Raw genomic sequence first — 24,667 nt, forward strand, 5'->3', positions numbered from 1 at the left:
CCAGGCGATGACCCCCGGGGCGGGGGTCGGCTCCAAAGGCGCGCTGCATCGCCGGATCGCGGTGGAAACGCCGGAGCACGTTCGCCTCGAGTATCAGCTCGCCGATCTGGGGTCGCGGGCGGCCGCGCTCCTCATCGATCTGGCCATCATCACGTCGGCGCTCCTCTTGCTGGTCCTCGTCCTGAGGGTCACGGGGGGCTTCGGGCGAGCGGTTCTCTTCATCGCCATCTTCTTCGCGACCTGGTGCTATTTCCTCTTCTTCGAAGCCATTTGGGACGGGCGTACGCCGGGAAAACGGGCGCTGGGGCTGAGGGTGCTGCACGATGGCGGGGAACCGCTCTCCTTCCGGGGGTCGGTGCTCCGCAACCTCATCCGCATTGTGGATCTCCAGCCGGGCCTGACGGGGCTGGCCGGAGCCACAACGATCCTTGTCAACCGTCGGGCGCAGAGGCTGGGCGACCTCGTGGCGGGCACCATCGTCGTCAGGGACGCCGGTGGCGGCGAGATGTTTGGGGATGAGCCGTCGGTGAGCGGGCGGCCGGGTCGTCCGGTCCTCTCTTCCGAGCAGTTCGCGCTGCTGGCGGGATACGTTGCGCGACGAGGGAGCCTGAAGCCGGGGGTCCGGAAACGGGTGGCGGCCTCCGTGTGGGAGGCGCTCCGCTCCGCGGCGGGCGGGGAGGGGGGGGACGCGGAGGCTGAGCCCGATGGGAGTCTCGTGCGGCTCCACGAGCAGGAGGCGCCCCGGCACGCGGCCCGCAGGGGAGGCGCGAGTCTCCAGGCGGCGGCGATGGCCGAGGAACGGCGAGAGGCCTGGGCCGCGTATACGGAACTGGTCGAGAAGGGCCGAAATCGCGGTCTGGATGCACTGACGGAAGCGGAGGTGCGGGCGTTCGGGCGTCTGTACCGGGGGGTGACGGCGGATCTGGCCCGTGCGCGGACGTACGGGGCTTCACCCGGGCTGCTGGGCGCGGTGGAACGGTGGGCGGGGGCGGGCCACAACCTCCTGTATCGTGCGAAGGGCCGGGCGGCGATCCCGCTCGGCCGCTGGCTCGCTTCGGAACTGCCCAGGGCTGTGCGGCGCGACCACCGACCCGTACTTCTCGCCGCCTTCCTCCTCTTCGGCCCCATGCTGGCCTCGTACGGCGCCGTCCGCGATGTCCCGGCGCGGGCACGCGCGATCATGTCGCCGGGAATGCTGGCGCGGGTCGAGAACACCGTGCGGGGTGACATCAATACACCCTACATCGACGTGGAAGGCGCCGAGCGGCCGGCACTCTCGTCCGGTCTCATGACGAACAACATAGGCGTCAGCTTCACCGCCTTCGCGGGCGGCCTCCTGGCCGGGGTGGGTACGGTGCTGATCCTCGTCTTCAACGGGGTGCTGCTGGGAGCGGCGTTCGGGCTGTACGCGAACAACGGAGTGCTCGCGGTGATCCTCGCCTTCGTCTTTCCGCACGGGGTCATGGAACTCACAGCCATCTGTCTGGCCGGCGGCGCCGGGCTGGGTCTGGGCTCGGCGCTCCTGGTCCCGGGTCGGCGCACGCGGCGCGAGGCGCTCAGGGAGCGGGGGCGTGCCTTCCTCTCCCTGGTGGGCGGCGCCGTGGCGCTGCTGGTGGTGGCGGGGCTGGTGGAGGGGTTCTATTCGCCCGCCGGGCTTCCGGCCATTGCGAAATTCGCCTTCGGCGGCGCCACGGCGATCTTTCTTGCCATCTACTTCGGTTTCGCCGGCCGGCGTGCGGTCAGAGCAGCCCCCGCTCCTTGATCTCCACGTACTTGTCCAGTGTGCGGACGAGGGCGTCGCCGGGGGGCGTGTCCACGACGAGGATCCCGGACTGGCGCATGACCTTCAGCGTCATGGCCCGCGCCTGCACGAGTTCCTCGGCGGCCGCGCGGTGAAACGCCTCGGTGGGCGTCGACGCCGGATGGGTCGCGACCGCCTCCAGCGCGGGGTTGCGGATGGCGACGGCCAGGGGAAGGTGGGCGCGTCCGATCCTCGCCAGTGAGGTCACGAGCGCCTTCGAGACCACGTCATCGATTACGTCGCAGAAGAGGATGACGAGCGACCGTTTGCGGAAGGTCCGCGCCAGAGTGGCGAGCGCCAGCGGGTAATTGGGCTCGACGGGCCGGGTTTCGACGCCGGCGAAGATCCGGGCCAGCGCAGGCGGATCGGCGCGGCGCGGAGCCGACACATGCCGGATGCGGTCGTCGAACACCATCGTGCCAATGCGGTCGCCGAAGCTCTGGGCCCGGCCCGCCAGCAGCATGCCCGCCGCGAGCGCGAAGTCCACCCGCTCCCGGTCCTCCAGCCGCTCGCGCATGTGGCGGCCGGCATCGATCGCGAGCACGACGTTCTGGCTGCGCTCCGCCTCGTAGTTGCGCACGACGAAGCGCCGGCGCTTGGCCGATGCCTTCCAGTCGATGATACGGGGATCGTCGCCTTCGGCGTAGTCGCGCAGGCTCTCGAACTCGCGACCGTCGCCCCACTGCCGGCTGCGGCGTGACCCCGCCGTGCGCAGCCCGCGCCGCAGCGCATGTCCGCTCCGGTCACGCAGGAGACTCCGGATCCCCGGCTGTACCTGCAGCGTGTCCGCGGTCTCCACGGTGGAACGGCGCCACGCGAAGCCCCACGGTGACTGCGTACGCAGGTGGATGGCGCCCAGAGCGAGGAATCCGCGAGTTCGGGGCCTTGCCTCGTACCGGCAGCGGACTGTCCCCGCCGGGGGGAGGTTCACCCGCAGCCCCATCTCCCATTCTTCGTTTCCGTCGGGGCCGGGGAGGCGGCGAAGACAGGGGTCGAGGTCGTCCGTCAGCCGAAGCGAGAGCGCCCGGCGGGTCGGGTTGACGACGTCGATCGTGACCTCCGTGACTTCTCCGAGCGCGGCAATACGCGGGGCGCGGCGGGAGGCCAATGGAGACGGGGTCCGCCGTCCATCGATCCAGGCCACGAGCAGGATGATGGCGTCCGCCGTCAGCGCGCCCGTCGCGGAGAACAGGAACAGGAACGACGTCAGGCCCAGCAGCCACAGCGTGCGGGCGCCGGGGATCAGCGCGAAGCGCGCTATCGGGGCGCCTCGAGCGTCTCGAGCAGCGCCTGCAGCTCGTCGTCCGAGGAGCGCCCCTCGACCTCTGCCTCCGCCGTGAGTACGACGCGGTGCCGGAGTACGGGGAAGGAGAGCGACTTCACGTCGTCCGGCGTGACGAAGTCCCGCCCGTAGAGGTACGCCTCGGCCCGGGCGGCCTGGAACAGCGCGACGCCTGCTCGCGGGCTGGCCCCCAGCGCGAAGGCCGCGTCATCTCGCGTCGCCCGCACGATGTCGGTCACATAGCGCCGAACGCGCTCGTCCATGTGGACCCGGTCCACCGCGTCGCGGGCCGCCAGCAGTGCCTCGCGCGTCAGCAGATCGCCCATCGGATACGTCGACTCGTCGTCCGCCCGGAATCCTTCTTCATGGCGATCGAGGATCGCGCGTTCCGCCTCCTCCGGCGGGTAGTCGATCACGATCTTCATCAGAAACCTGTCCACCTGCGCTTCGGGGAGGGGGTACGTCCCCTCGTACTCCACCGGGTTCTGGGTCGCGAACACCGTGAATGGCGCGGGCAGCGGGCGGGTCGTGCCATCGACGGTGACCTGCCGCTCCTCCATCGCCTCGAGCAGGGCCGCCTGCGTCTTGGGTGGCGCCCGGTTGATCTCGTCTGCCAGGAGGAGGTCGGTGAACACGGGCCCCGGACGGTAGCGGAAGTTCCCGCGCGCCTCGTCGAGCACGCTCACGCCGACCAGATCGGTGGGCATGAGGTCGGGGGTGAACTGGACCCGTCCGAAATCGAGCCCGAGCCCTCGGGCCAGCGCGCGCACGGAAAGGGTCTTGGCGGTTCCCGGCACGCCCTCGAGAAGCGCGTGGCCCCGGGCGAGGAGCGTGATCATGAGCTGTCTCAGCACGACCTGCTGGCCGAGGATCACCTGCTCCATGTCGCTCAGCAGGCGCAGCGCCGCGTCGGGTGTCGTCATAGGCTGGATCTCGTTGCGAGGTGGTCGTCAATTCCGGCGGCGACCATCGTCAGGTCCACCGGATTGGCGCGCAAGCCGCCGCGGATGCGCGCCAGCGAAGGCTCATCTCCGCGCCGGGCCTCCAGCTCCCGGATCAGCGCCTCGGCCTCCGGGAGGTCTCGGGGCGGCGGGCGGCGCGCGGCGCGCGCCAGTCGGGCCAGGAGGAGGAGCGCTGCCGAGCGCGTGGCGCCGGCCCTCTCGTACAGATCGCCGAGCGCCGACACGTGTTCGAGCGGAGAGCGTCGCTCCAGGTCGGGAGGTGCCACCCGCATCATCGGGGCCCCGAAGCGGAGCCCGGCGCAGACGAGGGCCAGGAAGGCGGCGGCGAGCAGATGGAGCAGGGTCCGTCCCCCGGCGGTACCGAAGAGGAAGCCGGCCCAGCGTCGCGCCGTGCTGTCGTAGCCGCGGATCCCCTGGTGGAACTCATCGAAGTATACCGTGTCGGCCGGAGTTGTATGGGCCAGCAGGGCGCGGACAACGAGCAGCGCCAGAGGATCTTCCGCGGCGCGCCCGTTGGAGAGCGACTCGTCGTCGCTCAGCACCACGACGCGTCCCTCTCCCAGCGGGATGAGGCCGGCGCCGGTCCACCTCCGATCTTCTCCACCTTCCCACGTGAGAAGGTGCTCCAGCGGTGGGAGCGAACGTTCCGCGGCGGCGTCCGGCCGCCGTGTCTCCCCGCGTTCCGTCACGCGGCGCAGCACGCGGCGGAGAGGGCCGGGGGCGGGCAGCCCCTCCGTGAGCGGATGCGAGATCCATTCCGGATTCTCGACGTCACCCGACCGGGGCTGACGGAAGGCGATGCCCAGGGAGTCCATGAGCGGGGTGACCCGCAGCGTGCCGTAGAAGGTCGGGAAGAGGAGCGGCGCGTACACAAGCGTGCCCCCTGCACGCACCCGTTCGAGGAGCGCGCGTACCTCGGCGGGGCTGGGAACGACCTGCGGCGAGAGGAGGACGAGAGCGCCCGGCACCGGATCCGCGTCGGCGAGCGGTGTAATGCGGGGCGCCGTGGGGCGGCCGAAACGGCCGAGGCCCCGGGCGAGCCCGGCCACGCCGTCGGGCGTCGTTCGGAAGAAGCTGCGCTTCACATCGGTCGCGGCGCTTCCCTCGGGACGGGCGAGGTAGGCGGCGGCTCCCGCGGCCAGCGCGATCGCGGCGACCCAGAACAAGGTCCTGCCCTTGCCCGACGCGGCAGTCGGCGTCACGGCGCGTCGGCCTCGGCGGGGCCGGCCGGATCCGGACACCCGGCGTCACGCGCCAGCGCCTCCAGATCCGCGTACAGCCCGGGGGTCGGCGCCTCCTGACCAAAGGAGAAGCGCTGGAATGAGCCGAGGAATCTGCCTCCGGCCCCGACATCGTCAATCTCGGCGGCGTAGTCTCCGGGCGTCTTCGAGGGGTGGAACGCGACCGTCCCCCTCTGTTCCAGCGTCAGGAGGAAGCCCTGATAAAGGGCGCTTGCGGCGGGTCGGAAGTCTCCCTCGCCGGCCCGTGCCCGCGCGAGACGCAACCACTCCCGGGCCGAGACCGAAGGGCGGCCGGCACCCGCTGCCTCGTCGCCCTCCCTGGACGCTCCTCCCACCCAGGCCGGCACATGACGGAACGCCACGGCTCCCAGAGCCACGAGAGCGGCCAGCGGGACGAGTATCGCCAGGACCATCAGGAGACCGCTCCCGTCGTCGAACACCTGCGCGCGCAACCACTCCCACGCGTTGGAGAGCGCTTCGCTGATCCACTGGAGGATCCGCTGCCGCAGCGGCAGCGCCGCCGTCACGAAGTCCGGCTCCGCCAGGATCTCCCGCATCACGCTGGACATCTCCTCGGGCGAGGGGAGCGGCCCGGTGGCGGGCGGCTCCTGTCCGGCCGAGAGCGAGGTGGAGTGGGCGAGCCGGATCAAGGCCCGTCGAGGGTCATCGCGGCGGCGGTGGTTTCGAGATCGGACGCCTCCAGTCGTACCCTCCGGTCGTGGTAGAGGAAGAAGACGGTGGCCACCAGAAACGGTCCGGTGAGGGATCCGATCAACAGATCCAGCGTGTTCTGCAGAGCCATCCACCCGCCCCCTACGGTCCCTACGGTCGCGGGCGATGTGAACATGTCCAAGCCTCCCGAGAACGTGAAGAGGCCGAAGGAAACCGCGTTCTGGATGGCGAATACCACGAGCATGATTCCGAGGACCCGGAGCCGCGCGCCACGGGTGAGTTCGAACGACCGCTTGATCGCCGCCCCGGCGGACCGGCCCTCCAGCAGGACGGCAGGGAGGATCGCGAACGTGCTTGAGAACCACAGGGCCAGCACCAGGAGCGCGGCCACGAGGCTCAGCGGCACGAGGACCACCAGCGCCAGGACAAAGCTGCCGGCCGCGCCCAGCCCCAAAGCGAGGATCATCACGAGTATCACTAGAGCGACGCCGACGATGCCGGTGAGCAGGATGGCCAGCAGATGAGCGCCGATGGCGCTCGGGAAGGGACGGAGGACCCCGCGGTACGCGCTCTCCAGAGAGGCCGGGCCGCCCTCCAGGCGGGCGCGCATGGCGACGGCCACGGCAAGCGTCCCGACCCACGAGACGGCCACTGCGAGGAGGACCACCAGACCGTCGAATCCGACCCCTCCGAAGTCCGGATTCCCGGAGGCGTCGATGCCGGGGCTGGGTGTGCCCATGGCGAGCACCATCGCGTACCCCGGCAGCGCACCCACGAGCGCGATGAGGAAATAGAGACCGAAGTCACGCCGGTAGAACTGGATGGCGCCGTCGAGAATCTCGCCGAATCCCAGCGGTCTCTGCGGTATGACAGTCATTCCCGTAGGCTCCCTTGGTCGGATTGCCTGCTCAGATTGCCTGGTGCCACGGAAGCGCCAGCGCGCGCTCCGTGAGCCAGTACGTGTCCCGGCCCCCGTGGATGATGACCCCTGCGGGAACCGCCTCGCCATAGTCTCGCATGAAGCTGACGAGGTGACGCGCATCCGACACGCGGAGCGCCCGGCGGCTCTTCACCTCCACCGGAATCAGCGTCCGGGGCGTCTCGATGACGAAATCCACTTCGGCCCCCTTGCTGGTGCGCCAGAAGAGGATGTTGGGCCGGTACAACCGAGTCTCTCTCCACGCGAAGAGATCACATGCGACGAGATTCTCGAGATGGGCCCCCGTCGGCTCGATGCCGCCCGCGAGGTGGAGCGCGAGCCCGGGATCGCTCCAGTACAGTCTCGGCTGCTTCACGAGCCGCTTGTTCCGATTGACGGCATAGGACTCGACCCTCAGCAACTGGTACGAGACCTCCAGAAGGTCGAGGTAGCGCTGCGCCGTCGTCGGAGGGATCCCTGCATCTCTCGCCAGACTGGCCTGGTTCGACAGGCCGCCGAGCCGAAGGGCGGCCGCGCGCGCGAGCCGCTGGAATCCAAGGAGGTTCTCGATCGCCGCCAGTTGCCGCAGATCACGCTCGAGGTAGGTGCGCAGGTAGGCCTCGAACCAGGCGGCCCGGTCCGCTTCGGAGGCGAGGTTCAGCGCCGGAAACGGGTATCCGCCGCGACGGACCAGGTCCTTCCACCTCTCCGGATTTCGCGTAGTCGAGTCTCCGGCGGGAGGACCATCGGGCGTCGGAGCGTCGCCACCAGCCAAGGCGTCGATCCAGTGCCGCGGTGGCTCGTCGAGGAAGACGTCCCAGCGTCCCGCCGAGCCGCCGCCTGCGGCCTCGCCCCGTGTCATCGGCCAGAGGGTGACGTACACGGCTCGGCCCGCGAGCGTCTCCGACACGCCCTTCATCAGGTCGAGGTTCGCAGACCCGGTGAGGAGGAAACGACCCGGTGCCCGGTCCGTGTCGACGGCCCGCTTGATCGCGAGCAGCAGTTCCGGAGCCCGCTGGATCTCGTCGAGCGTCACGTGGGGACCGCGCGCCAGAAGCGCGTCGGGCTCGCGCTCTGCCTGGTCCAGCACGCCGTAGTCGTCCAGGGTCAGGTACGCTCGCCGATGACCCTCCAATTCCCGGGCAAGGGTACTCTTCCCGGTCTGTCGCGCTCCGGTCACGACGACCACCGGGAAGGCTTCCAGCCTTGCCCGCAGCGTGGCCTCGAGAATGCGCGGCAGATATGGAGCGGGTCTCACGGGATTCACCATCCCTCTCGGGTATATCGCCCAGAACGTGGGCTATTATAACCCGGATAATGGGTTATTTGTGCCTCTCATGCAAGAATCGGAGCTGCGGTCCGTTGGTCCTCGTCAGCCCGCGTTCTCGTGGCGCCCGGCGCCGCTTCACCACACGTTGACGTGGGCGCGAATCACCAGGAGGGGCCGTGTACCGGACGTGCATGTTCTGCAAGAAACCGCTGGGGTCCAACGAGGTCGTCGAGACCTTCCCCGTGGGACGCAGACTCGCCTTCGACGCGGCGAAGGGCCGGCTGTGGGTGGTGTGCCGGAAATGCCTGCGTTGGAACCTGACGCCGCTGGAGGAACGCTGGGAGGCCGTAGAAACGTGCGAACGCCTCTTCCGCGCCACGCCGCTTCGTGCTTCCACCGACAACATCGGGCTCGCTCGCCATCGCGAGGGTCTGGAGTTGGTCCGCATCGGCAAGCCACCGCGCGGAGAGTTCGCCGCGTGGCGCTACGGCGACCAGTTCCGGCGCAGGGTGCGGAACCTCGGGTTCGCCCTTGCCGGCGGTGTGGCCGCCAACTTCGTGTTCGCGAGTGTGCCGGGCGCCCTGTTCACCGGCGGCGTCTGTGTCCTCCTTCTCTGGTCCACGACCCGCACTGTGGCGAAGGTCCGGGTCGACGGCGAATCAGCGACTGGCCAGGAACCGGTCGAACAGGGGACGGTCGTCAAGTTCAAGCACACGAATATTCGCTCGATCCGGATGCTCCCCGCCGAACACGAACCCGGGTTCACAGTCGACATCCACCAGGGGATAGAGGGGATCCAGAGGATACGGACCGCGTCGTTCGCCGGCCAAGACGCTCACCGGGTCGCGGCGGCCGTGTTGCCGATACTTAACGCGAATGGCGGCATGCGACGGACCGTCCAGGCCGCCGTTGCCGAGATCGAGGCTCAGGGCCATCCGAGCCGCTACGTCGCCCGGGCCGTGAGAGGCAACCCTGATGTCGACCGGGAAAGCCCCCCGGGGTTCGTCACGAACATGCGCAAGCCGACGCGGCTCGCGCTGGAGATGGCGCTGCACGAGGAGCAGGAACGGCGCGCGCTCGAAGGCGAGCTATGGGTGCTCGAGCAGGCGTGGCGCGAGGCCGAGGAGATCGCTGCGATCGCGGACAAGCTGCTCCTCCCGGCCGGGACCGACGACTTCTTCGAGAAGTACGGGGCTACTCCAGAATCCGGTCGCCGATGAGGTAGGTCGCGGCCTCCCACTCGTCCAGCGGCGCGGCCCAGTCGCGGTCGCGGATGCGGCGCAGGTAGGTGATCTGGGCCAGGTGGTAGAGATAGTGTTGGGCGATGTGGATCACGGTGTCGCCCATGCGTGACGTCGCGTCGCCGTCCAGCGACGTGCGCTCGGTGAAGAGGTCGTCGTCTTCGTCGCAGGCGTTCAGTTCGGTGATGATCTGTTCCTGGATCCTGCGCATCCGCGCGCCGATCTCCTCGGCTGAACCGGGGCCATCCTCCTCGATCACGGGCACGATGCCTAGCCGCTTCAGGAACCAGATGTCGACCCGGTACATGTGGCGGCAGATCTTTCCGATCCCGCGCATCCCGTCTACGGGCTGCCAGTCGAGGTCCTCGCGCGAGATCCCGTCGAGGACGGCGAACAGCGGCCGCCGCGCGGCTTTGAAGATCTCGATCGTCTGTGCGATCTTCTGTTTCATCTGTTTGCGGCTCCTCCGGGAGGCAGGCTCTTTGAGATGAACTCGACGGCGCGCGGGATGGCGCCGGTCAGAGAGAGAAAGTCGTGTCCGCCCCCCTCGTAGATGAACGCCTCGAAGTCGGGCGACGCACGTCCCAGGGCCTCCATGGTCCGGATCAGGGACTCGGCCTGGGTGACGGGAACGGTGAAGTCCGCGGTCCCGTGGTGCAGCTGTACCGCGGGGAGGTCGGCGGCAAAGAGGACGGACGATCGCCGGACAAGCCCGAGACGCGCCTCGGGAATCGTGATTCCGCCCCGGACGAGGGGTTTGATGAGGGTGGAATCGAGATGGATGAGGCCGGGCAGGTCCCAGGGGCCGTCCAGCGCCGTCTTCCAGGCGATCGCGCGGATCCACGCGTCGAAGAAGTCCGTCGGACCGAAGAACGCGACGACGCGCTCGACCCGTTCGTCGCGGATCGCGGCCAGGAGCGCGACCCCGGCTCCGCGGCTGCCGCCGAGGATGCTGAACGTGCCCGGTCTGGCCTCCGGCGTGGACTCGAAGGCGACGTTCACGAGCGCAAGGGCATCGTCCACGTCGTAGTCCCAGTGCCCGGAGGGGCCCTCTGAGACCCACGCCCGGTCGCCGTATCGCAGCGGTTCGCTGCGGAACGAGGGGATCACGTATGCGAAGCGGGCGCTGAGGTCGCCCAGCGCCAGCGCGACGACCTGCAGATCATCGACCGAGACGCCCCCGTCGCCCCCGTGAGCATACATGAGCACGGGCAGGCTCTCGGGCTCCGCGCCGGCGGGCACGATGATCGCCCCGAAGTGGCGTGCACCCGTCACCACATGAGAGATGATCCGGAGCGTGGCGGTGGACGTTCCGAGCGTCATCTCCTCGGAGAGTTCGACCGACACTCCAGCCGCCGACACGTCGCGCTGGGCCCAATCTTCGCGTACCGCCCCCACCTCCGCCGCCGAGGCCGGTGCGAAGAGGGCGTCCAGCTCGGCGTCCAGGTCGATCGTCTCGGCGCCGACCATGGCGGTAGCGGCGCCGGCGGACACCGTGAGCGTCTGGCGTCCGGGGGCGGACCCCAGCGTCCACGTCGTCACGGCTTCGCCGTCGCCGGCGGAGGCGGTCGAACTCGGATCCGCACTTCCGTTCCCGGTTGCCGGTGTGAACGAGACGGTGACACCCGAGGCAGGGCGTCCAGCCGCATCGAGCACCCGGACCACGATAGGCTCCGCCGCCGGGCGGCCTCCGACCCCGCGCTGGTCTCCACCCGACACGAGGACGACGCTAGCGGAACCGCCGCCGGCGGGCGTGACCGGGTCGGCGTCCCCGCCCCCGCATCCGACCACAGCGGCGAGGACCCCGAGAGCCGCGCGTCGGCACAGCCATCGCCGCCGGTGCATGCCGGCGTTCATCTCCGGTTCCCCACGGATCCGGATCCGCCGCCCGGGGTCAATCGGACGTGCGCGCCGCCGGCCGACGCCGGCCACGCGAGTTCGATGATCTCTCCCTGATCGATCCACTCGAAACCTCGTTCGGACCGGGCCAGTGTGACGATGCGCTCCGTCGACTCGGCGGCGGCGGGCATCGCTTCCACACATGCCGGGTGCGCGAGCGGCAGGCGGCAGGCGAGCACCCCGCCCGCGGGAACGCCGGAACTGCTCCAGTCGAGGCTCGCTTCGATGCGACCGTCGTCGTGGATGTCGAGCGTCTTCTCGAGGCGCGCCGGGCCCGGCGCGGATGCGAGGCGGAAGCGGATCCTCCGCGGCTCGACCTCCGGCGGGGCGGCGAGTCGGAACGCGTGCAGGCGCCAGTCCGCAACGACGGCCGGGTCGGAGGACTCCGCATCACGGGCCCCGTCGAGCGCGATCTCCTGCATGAGTGCGAGAGGCACCGGATCCGGGGAAGGGGGCACGGGCGCTTCGGGCTGTCGATCGTGGACCGACGTAATGCCCCCTGCGGCCGATGCATCGCCGGGGTGTCCCGGCGTGGGGCCGGTGGACGTCGCGGTCCCGTCGTGGGGATCGCGATGGTAGGCCTCCAGCCGGCGCGCCAGCACATCGGCGTAGTTGGCTGCGTCCGCAAAGACCGTGAGCATCTCGATCGCTCCTCCCCTCGCGGGACTGATGACGACGGAACAGCGGGAGGAATGGACCCAGATCTCCTCATGGCCGTCAAAGTCGAAGTCGACCAGTTCGTACGCGATGTCCTCACCCTCCCTCAGGTAGCGTTCGGCAGCAGCAAGCTCGCGCCAGATCGCCTGTCGCAGGTGGGGAAGGTAGACGCCGCCGAACACCCCATGCCAATAGGCGTCGTTGCACTGCGCGCGAGCGATGGCCCGGCGGGCCTCGCGGGGGTCGCCGCGCTGACGGCACAGCCGGGAGAGCCTCAGCGCCGCTTTGTGCATGCGGTTCGACTCAGGGTATTTGCGCAGAAACCCCTTCCAGTGACCGCCGCGCACGAGCGGACCATGGTCCGTTTCGGCGAGTCGTCCGAGGCGAAGCGCGGCGGGGCGGGGAAGCGTCCACTCCTCCATTTCGCGGTACGATCCGGCGGCGGGATAGGCGAGCCCGCCGCTCGGTCCGGCCGCCGCCTCGCCCGTCGTGACCAGTTCCAGTTCATCCCGTCCCCGCATGTCCTCGAGCGCATCCAGGAACGCGTCGAGCCACCCGCCGTCGTACACCCACGCGCGGGTGCCCGGCCACCCTCCGAACTTCTCGCCGTCATCGCCGAGAACGAGCTGGTGGCGGCCGGCCCTCCTGCGCTCCCCGAAGAAATCAACGATCTCCTCGACCGGCCGAAACGGGATCAGATACCGGAGTTCCTCATCGATGGGGAGCAGCCGGAGCGGGTGTCCGTCGCTCTCCGTCGTATAGACGCGGTCCAGCTCCGTGCGCTCGAGTCCGCACGCGAGGAAGTGCCGGTCGTCGAGGAGGGTGTATTTGATTCCCGTGCGCGCCACATCGGCAGCCAGGTCGGGCTCCCACACTCGTTCGGTCAGCCAGAGCCCGGTGGGCTCCACGCCGAAGCGGGCCGCGAGGTCCGCGCACATCCACTCGATCTGCTCGAGGCGATCGCGCGGCGGGAGCGCCGCCAGGATCGGCTCGTACCGTCCGGACGCGAGCAACTCGATCCGCCCGTCCGACACGGGAGCCCCGAGGTGATCCAGGAAATCCGGAGCCTGGTCCTCGAGCCAGTCGAGCAAGGGTCCCGAGACGTGCAACGTGATCGGATACGCCCCCCGAGCATGGATCGCATCGAGCAAGGGCCGGTACACGCCCGCCAGGTGGTCCGCAAACACGTGGTCGAAGTTGCCCACCGGCTGGTGGAGGTGGATCGCAAACGCGAACCGGAGCGGGGGTCCGCTCATTCGCGCCGCCCGCGAAACTCACGCTGATAGATGGCGGCGGCGCTCCCGACTTCGGGGTCGTTGGTCGGCGCCGAAGCCAGCCCCTCGACGAACGAGCGCTCGAGTTCCGCCGCGCGGGCCGGCGCGAGTCCCCCGAGCCGGTCCAGCGCGTGCGCGGCGTAGCCCAGGACCTGGGTCGTCTCGATCCCCGCCACATCGTCGAAGAACCAGGCACACGACGTGAACATTGCGGCCCGGTCCCTCATCATCTCGGCGAGTGCGAGCGTGTCTTCCCCGGCCCCCTCCTCGGCGACCTCCCGGGCCAGTTCGGCCAGGCCCGCGGGCGCGCCCAGACCTTCGCCCAGCTGAAGCAACGTCCGCCGGGGCTCCGACACGCGCCCCGGGGCGAGGGTCTCGTAGGCATCATCGAGTCCGGCCGCCAGCGACTCGAGCGCGGTGCGGAGGGGAGCGCGCCACCGCTGCTGGGAATCGAGGTGAGGAGCCAGCCGGCAGCCGCAGTCCGCGCGCCAGCGTTCGACGCCGTGCGCACAACTCCAGGAGCTGGGTTCGCGCAGCGTCACCTGGGGAGGGGCGCCGGCGCGGGCCAGCACCGAAGCGAAGTTCTCGAGCCTCAACTCCCGATGCGTGCGGACGCGAGAGATGACTCGCATCAGCGTGCGGTCGGCGCCCCGATGATGGTGCCCGAACGTCTCACCGTCCGTCGCCAGCGCGATCAGGGACGCGCCACCGTGGGCCGAAGCCTGAAGTCCGTCGATCCAGGTGTCGCGGCCTTCGAGCAGCGCCCCGAACGCGACACCGTGCGACAGACCGCCATCGTACACGAAGACGGAGATCTCGCGCCCTCCGCCGAGCCTGATCCGCCCGACTCCGCCCGGCGGCGGCTCGGCGATCTGGTGCGGCGCGAGGATCGTGAACGCGACGCCCTCCGCCGCCAGTACCTCGAGCGTAGCCATGTCGACTGCCGTCTCCGGCAGCCACAGACCCTCCGGCGGCCGCCCGAAACGCCGTTCGAAATCGCGCAGCCCCCAGCGCACCTCCGTCTGCTTCTCGCGGCGCGATGCGAGCGGGAGGATGATGTGGTGATAGGGCTGGGCGACCGCGTTCCCCTGACCCAGCCGCGCGCGGCTCGCGCGGTCTCCGCGGACGAAGCCGTCGTGGACGTTCGGGTGTTCGCGCTCGAGCCACCGCGCGAGGGTCGGACCGAGGTCGAAACTCAGCCACTCGAAGGCGCCCGCCTCGGCGAGCGGCGCGTAGCACTCGGCGGCGATGCGCTCGTTCCAGTTGTCGAACGGGGCCGCGGTCGGCTCGCGGCGGATGCGGTCCGTCCACGGGTCTTCACGAGGAGGCTGATAGAAATGGCCGTGGATGACGACCGCCGCCGGGCTGGGTGGCGACGCGGACGTTCCCGTCACAATACCGCTGAGCGGTTCAGGCGTCCGGGGCATGCGCCGCGAGTGCGCGACGGTACACGTCCAGGTAGCGCTGGGCGCTGTTCGCCCAGCCGAAGTCACGCGACATCGCCTCGATCATGTGCTCGGCCCACGCCTCCGGGCTCCCGCCATAGAGCGCCGTGGCCCGGCCCAGCGCGACCTCGAGATCCTCCGAGGTATAGCCGTCGAACAGGAAGCCCGTCACCTGATCCTCGATGGTGTCGGCCAGTCCCCCCACGCGGCGGGCCACCGGAAGCGCCCCGTACCGCTGGGCTCGCATCTGCGTGAGTCCGCAGGGTTCGTAGAGCGACGGCATCAGCAGGAGGTCGGCGCCCGCCAGCAGCCGATGCTCCTTGGGCTCGCTGAAGTCGGTGTCGAGGGCGACGCGGTCGGGATGGCGTGCCGCGATGTCGCGGAGCGCCGTCTCATACCGATCCTCTCCCGCACCGAGGAAGATGAACTGGCCTTCGGCCCGCTCCAGCAGGCCGCCGTCCAGCAGCAGGTCGAGTCCCTTCTGGCCGACGAGCCGCGCCGTCATCCCGTACAACGGTTCGCGAGGGGCCTCGGGAAGGGAGTATTCCCGCTGCAGCGCTCCCTTGCACAGCGCCTTCCCGGCGAGATCGGACCGCGAGAACGTTGCCTCGATCTCCCGGTCTGTCGCGGGATCCCAGACATCGAGGTCGATCCCGTTCAGAATCCCCAGAAAGCGGTCGCCGAGCTCGATGAACGAGCCGTGGAGCCCGAAGCCCCCGGCCGTCGTGCGGAGTTCGTGCGCATGGGTCGGACTCACCGTGGTCGCGTAGTCCGCAAACACGAGGCCGCCCTTGAGCAGGTTCAGATGGCCGTAGAACTCCATCCGTCTCCAGTGGAAGAGTTCCCGCGGGAGCCCGAGTTCCTGAAGGACTTCGCGCCCCTGAAGCCCCTGGTAGCCCGCGTTGTGGATCGAGAACACGGTCGCCATGCGGTCGTGCACCTCCCGGCCCGCGAACCTCGTCCTCAGAAACACAGGCGCCAGCGCCGCATGCCAGTCGTGCGCGTGCACGACGACCGGCACGTTGGCCAGTTCGGGAAGTATCTTGAGCGCAGCGAGATTGTAGAACGCGAACCGGATCGGGTTGTCCTCGTAATCCGCCCCGTCCTCGCCGTAGATCCCCCCACGGTCGAAGAATCCGGGATGGTCGATGAACAGGACCCTCGGGTTCCGGCGCGGACCCGGATGCTGGAGGATTCGCGCTTCCTCCACGCGCGATCCCACGCGCACGCGGAATGCGTCCGCTGATCGGCTCCAGGTCGGGATAGGCCTCGCGCACCGCCCGGTACAGCGGCATGAACACGGTGACCGGCGTGCCCTGGGCGGCCTGGAAGGTCGCGATGCCCCGCACGGCCTCGGCGAGACCGCCCGTGCGCGCGTACGGCCAGTATTCGGTGACGAGGTGCACGGCCGCGAGTTCCTCGGCGGGGCGTACCCCGCGGCGCGCGCTCTCGGTCATCGGCTTGGCGATCGTAGGCATCCGGCTCATACTTGGGGAAGATCCCGCGATGAGGTGGCAGATCGAACACGAAAAAACTAGCGGCCCGCCCGGACCTCTCAAAACCCCGGCGCGCGACCCTTCGTTCCCCCTCTCGGCCGCCGACCTGGAGCCGTTCCGCGCGGGCCGGGAATCCGCGCTGTACGACCTGCTCGGCGCGCACCCCTGCGAGCGCGATGGCGCAGCGGGCACCCGGTTCGCCGTGTGGGCGCCGCGAGCGGAGGCCGTGAGCGTCGTGGGCGCCTTCAACGCCTGGGAGGCGGGGCGGGATCCGATGTCCCCGGTTGGCGACGCCGGCGTGTGGGAACTCTTCCTCCCGGGTGTGGGGCCGGGCGACCTCTACAAGTACCATGTACGCTCCGGGGCGGACGGAACGCCCCGCGACGTCAACAAGGCGGATCCCGTGGGCCGGGCCATGGAGGTGAGGCCCGGCACCGCGTCGCGCGTCGTCGCCGGAGACCCATACCCCTGGATGGACAGGACGTGGCTGGAGGGCAGGCGGCAGCGTTCGGCCCCCACCGCGCCGGTCTCCATCTATGAAGTCCACCTCGGCTCCTGGCGTCGGCATGCGGACGGCTCCTGGCTCGGCTACCGGGCCCTGGCCCGCGAGCTGCTGCCCTATGTGGCCGATCTCGGGTTCACACACGTCGAGCTTCTGCCCGTCACGGAGCACCCGTACGACGCGAGCTGGGGATACCAGACGGTCGGATACTTCGCCCCCACTTCCCGCTACGGGACTCCCGACGACTTCGCCTATTTCGTGGACAAGGCACACCGCCTCGGGCTGGCGCGTCGTCCTCGACTGGGTCCCGGGTCACTTCGGGCCCGACCTCCATGGCCTGAGGACGTTCGACGGCGCGCCACTCTATGAGATGGGAGAAGAGACGAGGGCGGTCCATCCCGACTGGGGCACGCTCGTGTTCGACTTCGGACGACCCGAAGTCGTCTCCTTCCTCCTTTCGAGCGCCCGCTACTGGATCGAGCGCTACCACGTCGACGGCCTGCGCGTCGATGCCGTGGCTTCCATGCTCCATCTCGACTATTCCCGCGAGGCGGGGCAGTGGGAACCGAACGAACTCGGCGGCCGGGAGAATCTCGGCGCGATCGCCTTCCTCAAGACGCTCGCGAAGACGGTCCGCGAGCGCTTCCCCGGCGTCCTCCTGTTCGCGGAGGAGAGCAGCGCGTGGCCGGGAATCACCGCGTCCCCGGACGAAGGGGGACTCGGGTTCGACTTCAAGTGGAACATGGGGTGGATGAACGACACGCTCCGGGTCCTCGGTACCGCGCCGGGGCGGCGGCCGCGGCTACACACCCGGCTGACGTTCTCTCTCCACTACGCGCACCAGGAACGGCACCTGCTTCCCCTGTCGCACGACGAAGTCGTCCATCTCAAGCGCCCTCTGCTCGAGAAAATGCCGGGACCGGACGAAGAGAAGTTCGCGACCCTTCGCCTCCTGCTCGGCTACATGTGGACCCATCCGGGCGCGAAGCTCCTCTTCATGGGTGGCGAACTCGGCCAGCGGCGGGAGTGGGACGAGGAGGGGTCGATCGACTGGGAGCTGCTCGATGACCCGTCACACCGCGGGATCCGGCGCTGGGTGCGCGCCCTGAACGAAGTCTATGTCCGCGAACCGGCACTCCACGCGCTCGACCACAAGCCGGAAGGGTTCGAGTGGCTGGATGTGCACGACGCCCGGCACAGCGTGCTGAGCTACGTACGCTGGCGCCCTGACTGGGAGGACTTCGTCGTCGCGGTGGCCAATTTCTCGCCGACGGCCTGGCCGGAGTACCGGGTCGCCCTGCCCGCCGCCGGCACCTATCAGGTGCTCCTCGACAGCGGCGACCCCGCGTTCGGAGGAGGCGGCCGCACGCAGCTGCCCGAGTCTGCGGAGGAGGTCGATTACCTGAAGCGCCCGGCCGCGCTCACAGTCGACCTGCCGCCGCTCGGCTTCCTCGTCCTCCAGCGGACCGAGAGGTACAGCGCAACGGGCACGGGCTGAACGCCCCGCCGCCCGCTGCTCGATTAGCGCCGCCACGCCTCGCCGTCCGGTATCCCCCGGCTGAACAGTACTTCGAGGCCCGGGTCGGGCGAGGCGGCGGCGACCGCGTCTGCCCGGGTCACGGTCGTCGGCGGCAAATCGTGCAGGATGCCACGCACCGTCCCCGTTCGCGGGTCGCGGAGGATCGCCGCCGGCCGGTCGGTTTCCCCATCGAGCGTAACCGATCCGCCGGGTCCCGAAAGCGTGATGCTCGCCAGGTCGCGCTCCCACCCCGGTCGCACGGGGAGCACGAAGGCGAAGCCGGAACTGCCGTCGCCGTCGGCCACCTCGGGCATGTCGAATCCGAAAGAGAACAGCTCGTCGCCGGCGGCGGAGTGTCCGGAGAGCCGGTACGCACCGCCCGAGCGTGGCAAGTCCGGCGGTGCATCGACCAGGAAGGCCGGTTCGAGGAACGGCACGTTGTCCGCGCCCACACCGCCCCAAAGGAGGAGCGCCTTTGTCCGCCGAGCGCGATCCGGGAGCCCCACGCTGTCCGCTTCGCTCAGACGGAAGCGGAGCGCGTTGGTGAAGTGGTAGTCGCTGATCCCGTCGGGCGGGCCACAGTAGGACATGAAATCCGGCGTGGAGGGCCACACCGGTCGGCCGCGCCGGAAGTCGTACCCCCAGGTCCCGATGGATCCGTCGGAGTACGGGAAGGAAGGGTCGGGGCCGCCGGCTCCACCACATGGCGCGTGGCGGAGACTCAGGTTGTGACCGAGCTCGTGCGCTATGACATCGGGTTCGGGGAGCGAGAAGCTGGACCGGCCGGGGAGCTTGGCCACTCCCCTCCCGGATGCCGTCAAGGGGCGCATCATCATCCCCTTGTAGTGGCCGGTCCCGCCTTCCACGGCCCGAATGACGGAAGTCTGGTTGAGTACAGTTCTCGCGCGGTTGGTCGAGGTCAGCACGGGCTCGTGCGCCGTGACGGCCAGATCACCGATCGGCAGCAGCGCGCGCGCGTCCGCGAACAACTCGTGGTTATCCGGATCCGCCGCCATTCCCCTGACGAGGTCCACGATCGACGAGTCCTGGGTCCGGCTCCAGATGAACGGGATCAGCGTCAGGTCGAACAGCGGCATGGTGCGGACCTCGACCGTCAGCCGCCCTGTGTCCGGGATTCGGGTCACGACCCCCAGGCCCGGATCCAGCGTCCCGTCCGGGTCGACCTCGATCACCATCTCGAGCCCCGGCTGAATGATGTGCCCCGGGATATCGGCGTTGGCCGACTTCGACAGATTGCTCTCATCAACGCTGGTCGGGATCGCCACGGATGTCCCCGGGATGGCCTCGACGTGCGTCTCCCTGCCGTCGACGTAGAACCGGGCCCGGACCGCCGGGATACCCTCGCTCGTGGCTTGGTTGGCCGTCGGAAACACGCGCAGAAGTGCCCTCCGGCCGGCCACCAGCGGGACGGAGAGCTCACGCGACTGCACCGCTTGGGCCAGGTACGCGGCCGGCAGGTCTCTCTCGACGCAGGAGGCGACCCGGCGCTTGTAAATCCCGGTCAGCCACGCCTGGAACCCGGGGTCTGACGGCGCGCACAGGCGCGTGCCCCCCGCCAGGAGCACGTCGAGGCGGTGAAGCGCCGTCATGCCGGCTGGTAGCGGCCCCGCCATGGCGGGGTTGTTCGAGAGGGACAGTTCCTGCAGGCTCGCCATGCGGCCGAACGCGAGGGGCACCGGGCCCGTCAGTTCGTTGTTGTCCAGGACCAGGCTCTCCAGCATCGGAAGGTCGCCGAGCCACTGCGGGAGTGGGCCAATCAGATTGTTGCCGCCGAGCGCCAGATGCGTAAGCGAGGAGAGGTTGCCGAATTCGCCGGGGATCGCGCCGGACAGATCGTTGTCGCGCAGGGATAGAACCTTCAGGGTGGTGAGTTCGCCGAATTCAGGCGGGATCGGCCCCGTCAGGCGGTTGCCATGGAGGAAGAGTCGGGCGATGCTCGAGAGATGGCCGAGGTCGGAGGGGACCGGACCGCTCAGATCATTCGCGTGCAGCTCGAGCCACGTCAGGCTGGAGAGACTCCCCAGTTCGGGCGGTATCCTTCCGCTCAGGTCGTTGTAGGAAAGATACAGTCGCTGCAGGCCGGACAGGTTGCCGATTTCGGCAGGGATCCGGCCCTCGAGGTCGTTGAAGCGGAGCGCCAGCAGCTCCAGGCTTCGGAGGCTGCCGAGTTCGGATGGGATCGCCCCCGTCAGATCGTTTCGATCGAGGTCCAGCGATGTGAGCCTTGTGAGGCCGCCGAGTTCCGCGGGGGCCGGGCCCGAAAGTTCGTTTTCCGAGAGGTCGAGTCGCGCAAGGTTGGCGAGGCCGCCCAGTTCGGGCGGGATCCCGCCCTCGAGATGGTTTGACTGAAGCCCCAGCCCCACCACCCGGCCGTCGCCATCGACCTCTACCCCGTACCAATCCGCGAGCGGCGCATCCGTCAGCCAGCCTTCGCTCCTGGCCCACGTCGGTCCTCCCGTCGCCCCATGCAGTATCTCAAGGATGCCGCGGTCCGAGAGGGGCTGGCACTCGATTCCCGTCCCCTCGTGCGACGGAATGCCGTTGAGCCATGCCTGGAATACCGTCTCTGTCGGGGCGCACAGTGCGGTGTCCGCGTAGCCAAGCTCGCGCAGCGGAAGTCGCCTCATCGAAAGGGGCAGTCGACCTGAAAGAGCGTTGCCGCCAATGCGCAATACGGTCATCCGGGCCAGTGCCCCCAGTTGCGCGGGAAGTCGGCCGGTCAATCCGTTGCGGGCGAGATCGAGTTCCGTCACGCGGCCGACGCCATCGGCGGTAACGCCGTGCCAGTTGGCAACACCCTCCTCGCCCAACCAGCCGCCGGACTCCGTCCAGCCCATGCCGCCCGCAGCTTCGTACAGCGATTCGAGTGCGGCCACGTCGCTTGCGTTGCAGTAGGACGCCGCTCCCGCGTCGCGGTTCTCGATTCCTTCCAGCCACGCGGCGAAAGCGGAGGTGCCGGGCACGCAAACGCTGTTTCGCGAGACATAGAAGTAGCGGAGCTGATCGAGTTGCACGAAACTCGGCGGGATGGAGCCTGTGAACTCATTCCCCCATAGGTAGAGCGAGGTCAGCTTGGCGAGGCTGCCGAGTCCCGCCGGGATCGGGCCGGTCAGGTTGTTGGACCAAAGGTGCAGGTGCGTCAGACCGAGGCCGCCGAGTTCGGGCGGTATCGGGCCAGTGAGTTCGTTCCTGCTGAGGCTCAGCCTCCTCAGGTGGGTGAGGCGGCCGAGTTCCGCCGGGACCGGGCCAGTGAGGTTGTTGGACCAAAGGTGCAGCTGCGTCAGATTGGCGAGGCCGCCGAGTACGGGCGGGATCGGACCCGAGAGTTCGTTCTGGGCAATGGACAGGTACGTCAGGTTGGCGAGGCCGCCGAGTTTCGCCGGAATCGGGCCCGTCAGTTTGTTCCGGCTGAGGTCCAGGCTCGTAAGGTTGGCGAGGTCTGCCAGTACGGGCGGGATCGGACCCGAGAGTCCGTGTGGTCTCCATTGCCTGGTCCGAGGATCCGACCGGCCGGACAGATCAAGACGCGACACGCGCCCGTCACGGTCGGTGCCCACCCCGTACCACCCTCCCAGCGGCGCGTCGGTGAGCCAGTTCTCGTTGTTGACCCAGTTCGGCCCGTCAGTCGACTCGTAGAGCGCCACCAGCGCCGCCCGGTCCGAGTCGACGGACGTCGGTAACGGAGGGGGCGGCGCTGGCCCAGTTGGGTCGTCGACGCAGGAGAGGAACCCCAGCGCGGCGAGCCACCCCGCCGCCGGCCACCACCGCCCGCCCCGACGACGGGCGCAACTCGCTGGTTTGTCCATCACACTCGCCTCGCGAGGGTCGCGGGCCGTCACATGTAACCGAATCTCCTAGGGCCCCGGACAAGACGCCCCCTGCCGTATGGATTGGATTATGACGAGTTCGGCGTCGGGTGGACACCAGAGACGGCGGCGACCACGCCTTGACGGCGGCGGCGGGTCAGGCGGCGTAGAGCTGAAGCCTCGTCACGAACTCCCCGGCGATCGCTTCCAGCGCCGCCATGTCGGGATGCCGGAGGAAGATCATCCCGTCGGACACGAGCGTCGCCCGCCAGTTGCGGCGGGGCGCGCCGATCGGGAGGAGATCGAGGCTGCACACCCGGTCGCCGTATTCCTGCAGCAGGGGGCCGAGCCCCTCGATGCGTTCGATCCGGCCGTGTCCCCGTGCGCGCTTCACGATCCAGCAGGCGTTGTACTTCCTCTCCACCGGCTGTGACCACGTCGCGTGGACGACCCCCTCGGCCCAGCCCCGGTAGGTGTCGATGTCGCTCGCGTAGTTGATGAGATCGACGGTCCGCACTCCCGGGGGGCGTGCGGCAATCTCCCCGAACACGGCTTCTCCGTCCGCCGTCCGGTACCACTCCATATGCGTGTACCCGGTCTCGAACCCGAGCGCGGCCAGGACGGCGAATCCCATCTCGCGGCCGGCGGCGACGTCCTCCGCCTCCACGTCTCGCAGCGCGTAGGTAATCGGGCTCAGCCACTCGTGCGTCTTGGACTCGAGCGCCCGCGGCCAGTACCGGCAGATGTTGTAGTGGGCGACCACGCCACCGACCGTTACGGTGTCGAAGGTCATGTCCTCGCCCTCGATGAACTCCTCCACCGTGACCTGGGGGACGTGCCGCAGGGCGGGGAACACCTGCTCGAGTTCATCCTCGGAGCCGACGCGGTAGGTGTCGGCCGAGCCGGCCCCGGCCACCGGCTTCACGATGAGCGGGAACCCCACCCGCTCGGTCACGTCGCGGCACTCGGCGATACTCGTGGCCCTCCCGTGGCGCGGCGTCCGGATGCCGGCGGCGTCGAGTACGTCCTTCATGATCTCCTTGTCGCGGAAGGGCAGCGTCTGCTCGACCGTCGGCCCCGGGAGTTCCAGCATCTCCCGGAGCCTGGCCGCGAGGATCATGTAGGGCTCCCACAGGCACTCCACGCGGTCGAGGCGAGTCTTCGCGGCCAGAGCCGCCACCTGCCGCATGACGTCGGCTTCGTCGGCCAGCGACCGCACCTGCAGGTGCGTCGCCACGCTCGTCCGGGCGATCTCGGGCAATGCCGACCGGGGCTGGTCTCCGAGCCCGATGACCGTCGCACCCACCTCCGCGAGACTGCGGGTGAAGTACGGCATCTCGGCCGGATACCCCGGTGAAATCATCAGTACATTCATGACGTTGTCGCGAGTTCCACCCGAACCCGGGTGATGATCCTTCCCAGCGCCTCCTCGACGACCTCGGTCTCCGGGTGGCGTACGATGATGTAACCTTCCCCTTCGTAGGACGCGCTCTGGGCCTGTCCCTCACGCGGAAGCCGCCACTCGACGCAGAGCGGCCCCAGCTCACGCGCGATCTCCTCGAGTCCCGCGACGCGCCGCACCGGTCCCCGCCCCTGACCCCGGAGATACGCCGCGCCCGCCGCGTAGGGCCGGTCCGGCGGATCGAAGTCGTCGAAGACCATCAGCCGCGCCCACGCCCGGTAGAGATCGAAATCGTGCGCGTGAGAGATCAGGGTGACGAACTGGGCTCCCGGCGGTCGGGCGCCGACCTCGGAGATCGCCACCGTCCCATCCGGTCGGTGAAACCATTCCATGTGGCTGAGTCCGGTATCCATCCCCAAAGCGTCGAGGGCCGGCGGGGCCACGCGGCGGATCTCGTCGTAGCGCGGCGAGTCGACTTCGCGCGGAAGGAGCACGCACCACTGGATCCAGGGCTCCCGGAGCACCTCGAGCGGAGAAGGCAGGTAGTGGTTGATCGAGTGCCACATGAGGCGCCCCCCGATCGACACCGCGTCGAATGAATGTTCCTCGCCCGCCACGAACTCTTCTATCAGCGTGGGCCGGTCCGCGCTGGGACGGGACATGGCGACGGCGGCGCGCAACTGGGCGGGGGTCTCGACGCGGAAGGTGCCGCGGGCGCCCGAGCCGGCTGGCGGCTTCACGATGAGGGGGAACCCGGTCTCGGCCGAGAACGCCGTCGCTTCGCCCTCGTCCCGGATGAGCGCATGCCGGGCACAGGGCAGGCCGTGCGCGCGAAGCACGTCCTTCATGCGCGACTTGTCGCGGAAATTGCGTGCGGCCTCCGCGCCCATGCCCGGGAGCCCGAGTGTGTCACGCAGCTCTCCGAGTGGCACCTGGAGGTCTTCGAGCGCCCCGAGGAGTCGGTCGACGGAGCCGAGGTCACTCGCGAGTTGCCGGAGCCCGACGTGGATGCCCTCCGCCGATAGCGCGTCATCGACCCGCGCATACGCGGTGATCCGCTGGCGGAGCGACGCCGGCGCCTTCTCGATGGGTTCCTGCGTCACGACCCCCAGACGCACGTCGGCGAGCCCCGCCGCAGCTTCCAGAAAGCGCAGCGTGGTAGGGAGATAGAACGGAGCGACGAACGCGACGTTGGGCATGGACCTTCCAGGTCTTCCGACATCGGCGGGCCGGATCCGGGCCGCCGGGCTGGCGTTTG

18 protein-coding genes and 1 pseudogene are annotated in these 24,667 nt (G+C 69.3%); 4 read left to right on the forward strand and 15 right to left on the reverse strand.

From position 1 onward, the window contains the following. Positions 1-7 precede the first annotated feature (7 nt). Complete coding sequence (locus tag ACN9M6_RS04470) at positions 8-1,762, forward strand: stage II sporulation protein M (protein ID WP_419161721.1); 1,755 nt, start codon at positions 8-10, stop codon at positions 1,760-1,762. Here the strand turns inward: ACN9M6_RS04470 and ACN9M6_RS04475 are convergent. From ACN9M6_RS04475 to ACN9M6_RS04500, 6 genes are all read right to left on the reverse strand, one after another. Beyond that, positions 1,740-2,909, reverse strand: a complete 1,170-nt coding sequence (locus ACN9M6_RS04475) for a DUF58 domain-containing protein (protein WP_419161722.1) — start codon at positions 2,907-2,909, stop codon at positions 1,740-1,742. The genes ACN9M6_RS04470 and ACN9M6_RS04475 overlap by 23 nt on opposite strands. 149 nt (positions 2,910-3,058) lie before the next feature. Beyond that, positions 3,059-4,006, reverse strand: a complete 948-nt coding sequence (locus tag ACN9M6_RS04480) for an AAA family ATPase (protein ID WP_419161723.1) — start codon at positions 4,004-4,006, stop codon at positions 3,059-3,061. Continuing rightward, a complete protein-coding gene (locus tag ACN9M6_RS04485) occupies positions 4,003-5,247 on the reverse strand; it encodes a DUF4350 domain-containing protein (RefSeq protein ID WP_419161724.1) in 1,245 nt (414 codons plus the stop codon). The genes ACN9M6_RS04480 and ACN9M6_RS04485 overlap by 4 nt, the downstream gene beginning before the upstream one ends. Continuing rightward, positions 5,244-5,936 carry a DUF4129 domain-containing protein gene (locus ACN9M6_RS04490; RefSeq protein ID WP_419161725.1) on the reverse strand — a complete coding sequence of 231 codons (693 nt, stop codon included), beginning with the start codon at positions 5,934-5,936 and terminating at the stop codon, positions 5,244-5,246. Before ACN9M6_RS04490 ends, ACN9M6_RS04485 begins: the two co-directional genes overlap by 4 nt. Beyond that, a complete protein-coding gene (locus ACN9M6_RS04495) occupies positions 5,933-6,835 on the reverse strand; it encodes a hypothetical protein (protein WP_419161726.1) in 903 nt (300 codons plus the stop codon). The genes ACN9M6_RS04490 and ACN9M6_RS04495 overlap by 4 nt, the downstream gene beginning before the upstream one ends. Before the next feature lie 31 nt (positions 6,836-6,866). Then, a complete protein-coding gene (locus tag ACN9M6_RS04500) occupies positions 6,867-8,135 on the reverse strand; it encodes an ATP-binding protein (protein WP_419161727.1) in 1,269 nt (422 codons plus the stop codon). A gap of 188 nt (positions 8,136-8,323) precedes the next feature. Between ACN9M6_RS04500 and ACN9M6_RS04505 the strand changes: the two genes are divergently transcribed. After that, positions 8,324-9,367 (forward strand): hypothetical protein, encoded by a 1,044-nt coding sequence (locus ACN9M6_RS04505; protein WP_419161728.1) that lies wholly within the window; start codon positions 8,324-8,326, stop codon positions 9,365-9,367. On the opposite strand, the gene ACN9M6_RS04510 is transcribed toward ACN9M6_RS04505, so the two are convergent. The 6 genes and pseudogenes from ACN9M6_RS04510 to ACN9M6_RS04535 form a co-directional block, all read right to left on the reverse strand. Then, a complete protein-coding gene (locus ACN9M6_RS04510; protein ID WP_419161729.1) occupies positions 9,342-9,839 on the reverse strand; it encodes a DinB family protein in 498 nt (165 codons plus the stop codon). The genes ACN9M6_RS04505 and ACN9M6_RS04510 overlap by 26 nt on opposite strands. Beyond that, positions 9,836-11,233 (reverse strand): hypothetical protein, encoded by a 1,398-nt coding sequence (locus ACN9M6_RS04515; protein ID WP_419161730.1) that lies wholly within the window; start codon positions 11,231-11,233, stop codon positions 9,836-9,838. The genes ACN9M6_RS04510 and ACN9M6_RS04515 overlap by 4 nt, the downstream gene beginning before the upstream one ends. A gap of 8 nt (positions 11,234-11,241) precedes the next feature. Beyond that, complete coding sequence (locus tag ACN9M6_RS04520) at positions 11,242-13,200, reverse strand: alpha-amylase/4-alpha-glucanotransferase domain-containing protein (protein WP_419161731.1); 1,959 nt, start codon at positions 13,198-13,200, stop codon at positions 11,242-11,244. Then, the gene (locus tag ACN9M6_RS04525; protein WP_419161732.1) at positions 13,197-14,612 is read right to left on the reverse strand and encodes a DUF3536 domain-containing protein; all 1,416 of its coding nucleotides are present in this window, start codon (positions 14,610-14,612) and stop codon (positions 13,197-13,199) included. Before ACN9M6_RS04525 ends, ACN9M6_RS04520 begins: the two co-directional genes overlap by 4 nt. 16 nt (positions 14,613-14,628) lie before the next feature. Then, positions 14,629-15,891 carry a glycogen synthase gene (locus ACN9M6_RS04530; protein WP_419161733.1) on the reverse strand — a complete coding sequence of 421 codons (1,263 nt, stop codon included), beginning with the start codon at positions 15,889-15,891 and terminating at the stop codon, positions 14,629-14,631. A 79-nt stretch (positions 15,892-15,970) separates the two neighbouring features. Next, a pseudogene (locus ACN9M6_RS04535) lies at positions 15,971-16,150 on the reverse strand (hypothetical protein); the annotation flags it as partial. 19 nt (positions 16,151-16,169) lie between these two features. On the opposite strand from ACN9M6_RS04535, the gene ACN9M6_RS04540 reads away from it, so the two are divergent. Beyond that, positions 16,170-17,030 (forward strand): alpha-amylase family glycosyl hydrolase, encoded by an 861-nt coding sequence (locus ACN9M6_RS04540; protein ID WP_419162251.1) that lies wholly within the window; start codon positions 16,170-16,172, stop codon positions 17,028-17,030. Next, positions 16,999-18,159: an alpha amylase C-terminal domain-containing protein gene (locus ACN9M6_RS04545; protein ID WP_419162252.1), complete on the forward strand. Its 1,161-nt coding sequence runs from the start codon at positions 16,999-17,001 to the stop codon at positions 18,157-18,159. The genes ACN9M6_RS04540 and ACN9M6_RS04545 overlap by 32 nt, the downstream gene beginning before the upstream one ends. A gap of 23 nt (positions 18,160-18,182) precedes the next feature. On the opposite strand, the gene ACN9M6_RS04550 is transcribed toward ACN9M6_RS04545, so the two are convergent. The 3 genes from ACN9M6_RS04550 to ACN9M6_RS04560 all read right to left on the reverse strand — a co-directional run bounded on the left by ACN9M6_RS04550 (position 18,183) and on the right by ACN9M6_RS04560 (position 24,608). Next, on the reverse strand, positions 18,183-22,007 hold the full coding sequence (locus ACN9M6_RS04550) for a M66 family metalloprotease (protein ID WP_419161734.1): 3,825 nt from the start codon (positions 22,005-22,007) through the stop codon (positions 18,183-18,185). 157 nt (positions 22,008-22,164) lie between these two features. Next, complete coding sequence (locus ACN9M6_RS04555) at positions 22,165-23,382, reverse strand: ATP-grasp domain-containing protein (protein ID WP_419161735.1); 1,218 nt, start codon at positions 23,380-23,382, stop codon at positions 22,165-22,167. Next, positions 23,379-24,608, reverse strand: a complete 1,230-nt coding sequence (locus ACN9M6_RS04560) for an ATP-grasp domain-containing protein (protein WP_419161736.1) — start codon at positions 24,606-24,608, stop codon at positions 23,379-23,381. The genes ACN9M6_RS04555 and ACN9M6_RS04560 overlap by 4 nt, the downstream gene beginning before the upstream one ends. Positions 24,609-24,667: the final 59 nt, after the last annotated feature.

The organism is Candidatus Palauibacter sp., assembly GCF_965197445.1.
Lineage (GTDB): Bacteria > Gemmatimonadota > Gemmatimonadetes > Palauibacterales > Palauibacteraceae > Palauibacter.

Bases quoted from the DNA above. Each gene is read 5' to 3' on its own strand.
- ACN9M6_RS04470 (WP_419161721.1), top strand. From the start codon at position 8: ATGACCCCCGGGGCGGGGGTCGGCTCCAAAGGCGCGCTGCATCGCCGG.
- ACN9M6_RS04480 (WP_419161723.1), bottom strand. From the start codon at position 4,006: ATGACGACACCCGACGCGGCGCTGCGCCTGCTGAGCGACATGGAGCAG.
- ACN9M6_RS04495 (WP_419161726.1), bottom strand. From the start codon at position 6,835: ATGACTGTCATACCGCAGAGACCGCTGGGATTCGGCGAGATTCTCGAC.
- ACN9M6_RS04510 (WP_419161729.1), bottom strand. From the start codon at position 9,839: ATGAAACAGAAGATCGCACAGACGATCGAGATCTTCAAAGCCGCGCGG.
- ACN9M6_RS04515 (WP_419161730.1), bottom strand. From the start codon at position 11,233: ATGCACCGGCGGCGATGGCTGTGCCGACGCGCGGCTCTCGGGGTCCTC.
- ACN9M6_RS04520 (WP_419161731.1), bottom strand. From the start codon at position 13,200: ATGAGCGGACCCCCGCTCCGGTTCGCGTTTGCGATCCACCTCCACCAG.
- ACN9M6_RS04540 (WP_419162251.1), top strand. From the start codon at position 16,170: ATGAGGTGGCAGATCGAACACGAAAAAACTAGCGGCCCGCCCGGACCT.
- ACN9M6_RS04550 (WP_419161734.1), bottom strand. From the start codon at position 22,007: ATGGACAAACCAGCGAGTTGCGCCCGTCGTCGGGGCGGGCGGTGGTGG.
- ACN9M6_RS04555 (WP_419161735.1), bottom strand. From the start codon at position 23,382: ATGAATGTACTGATGATTTCACCGGGGTATCCGGCCGAGATGCCGTAC.
- ACN9M6_RS04560 (WP_419161736.1), bottom strand. From the start codon at position 24,608: ATGCCCAACGTCGCGTTCGTCGCTCCGTTCTATCTCCCTACCACGCTG.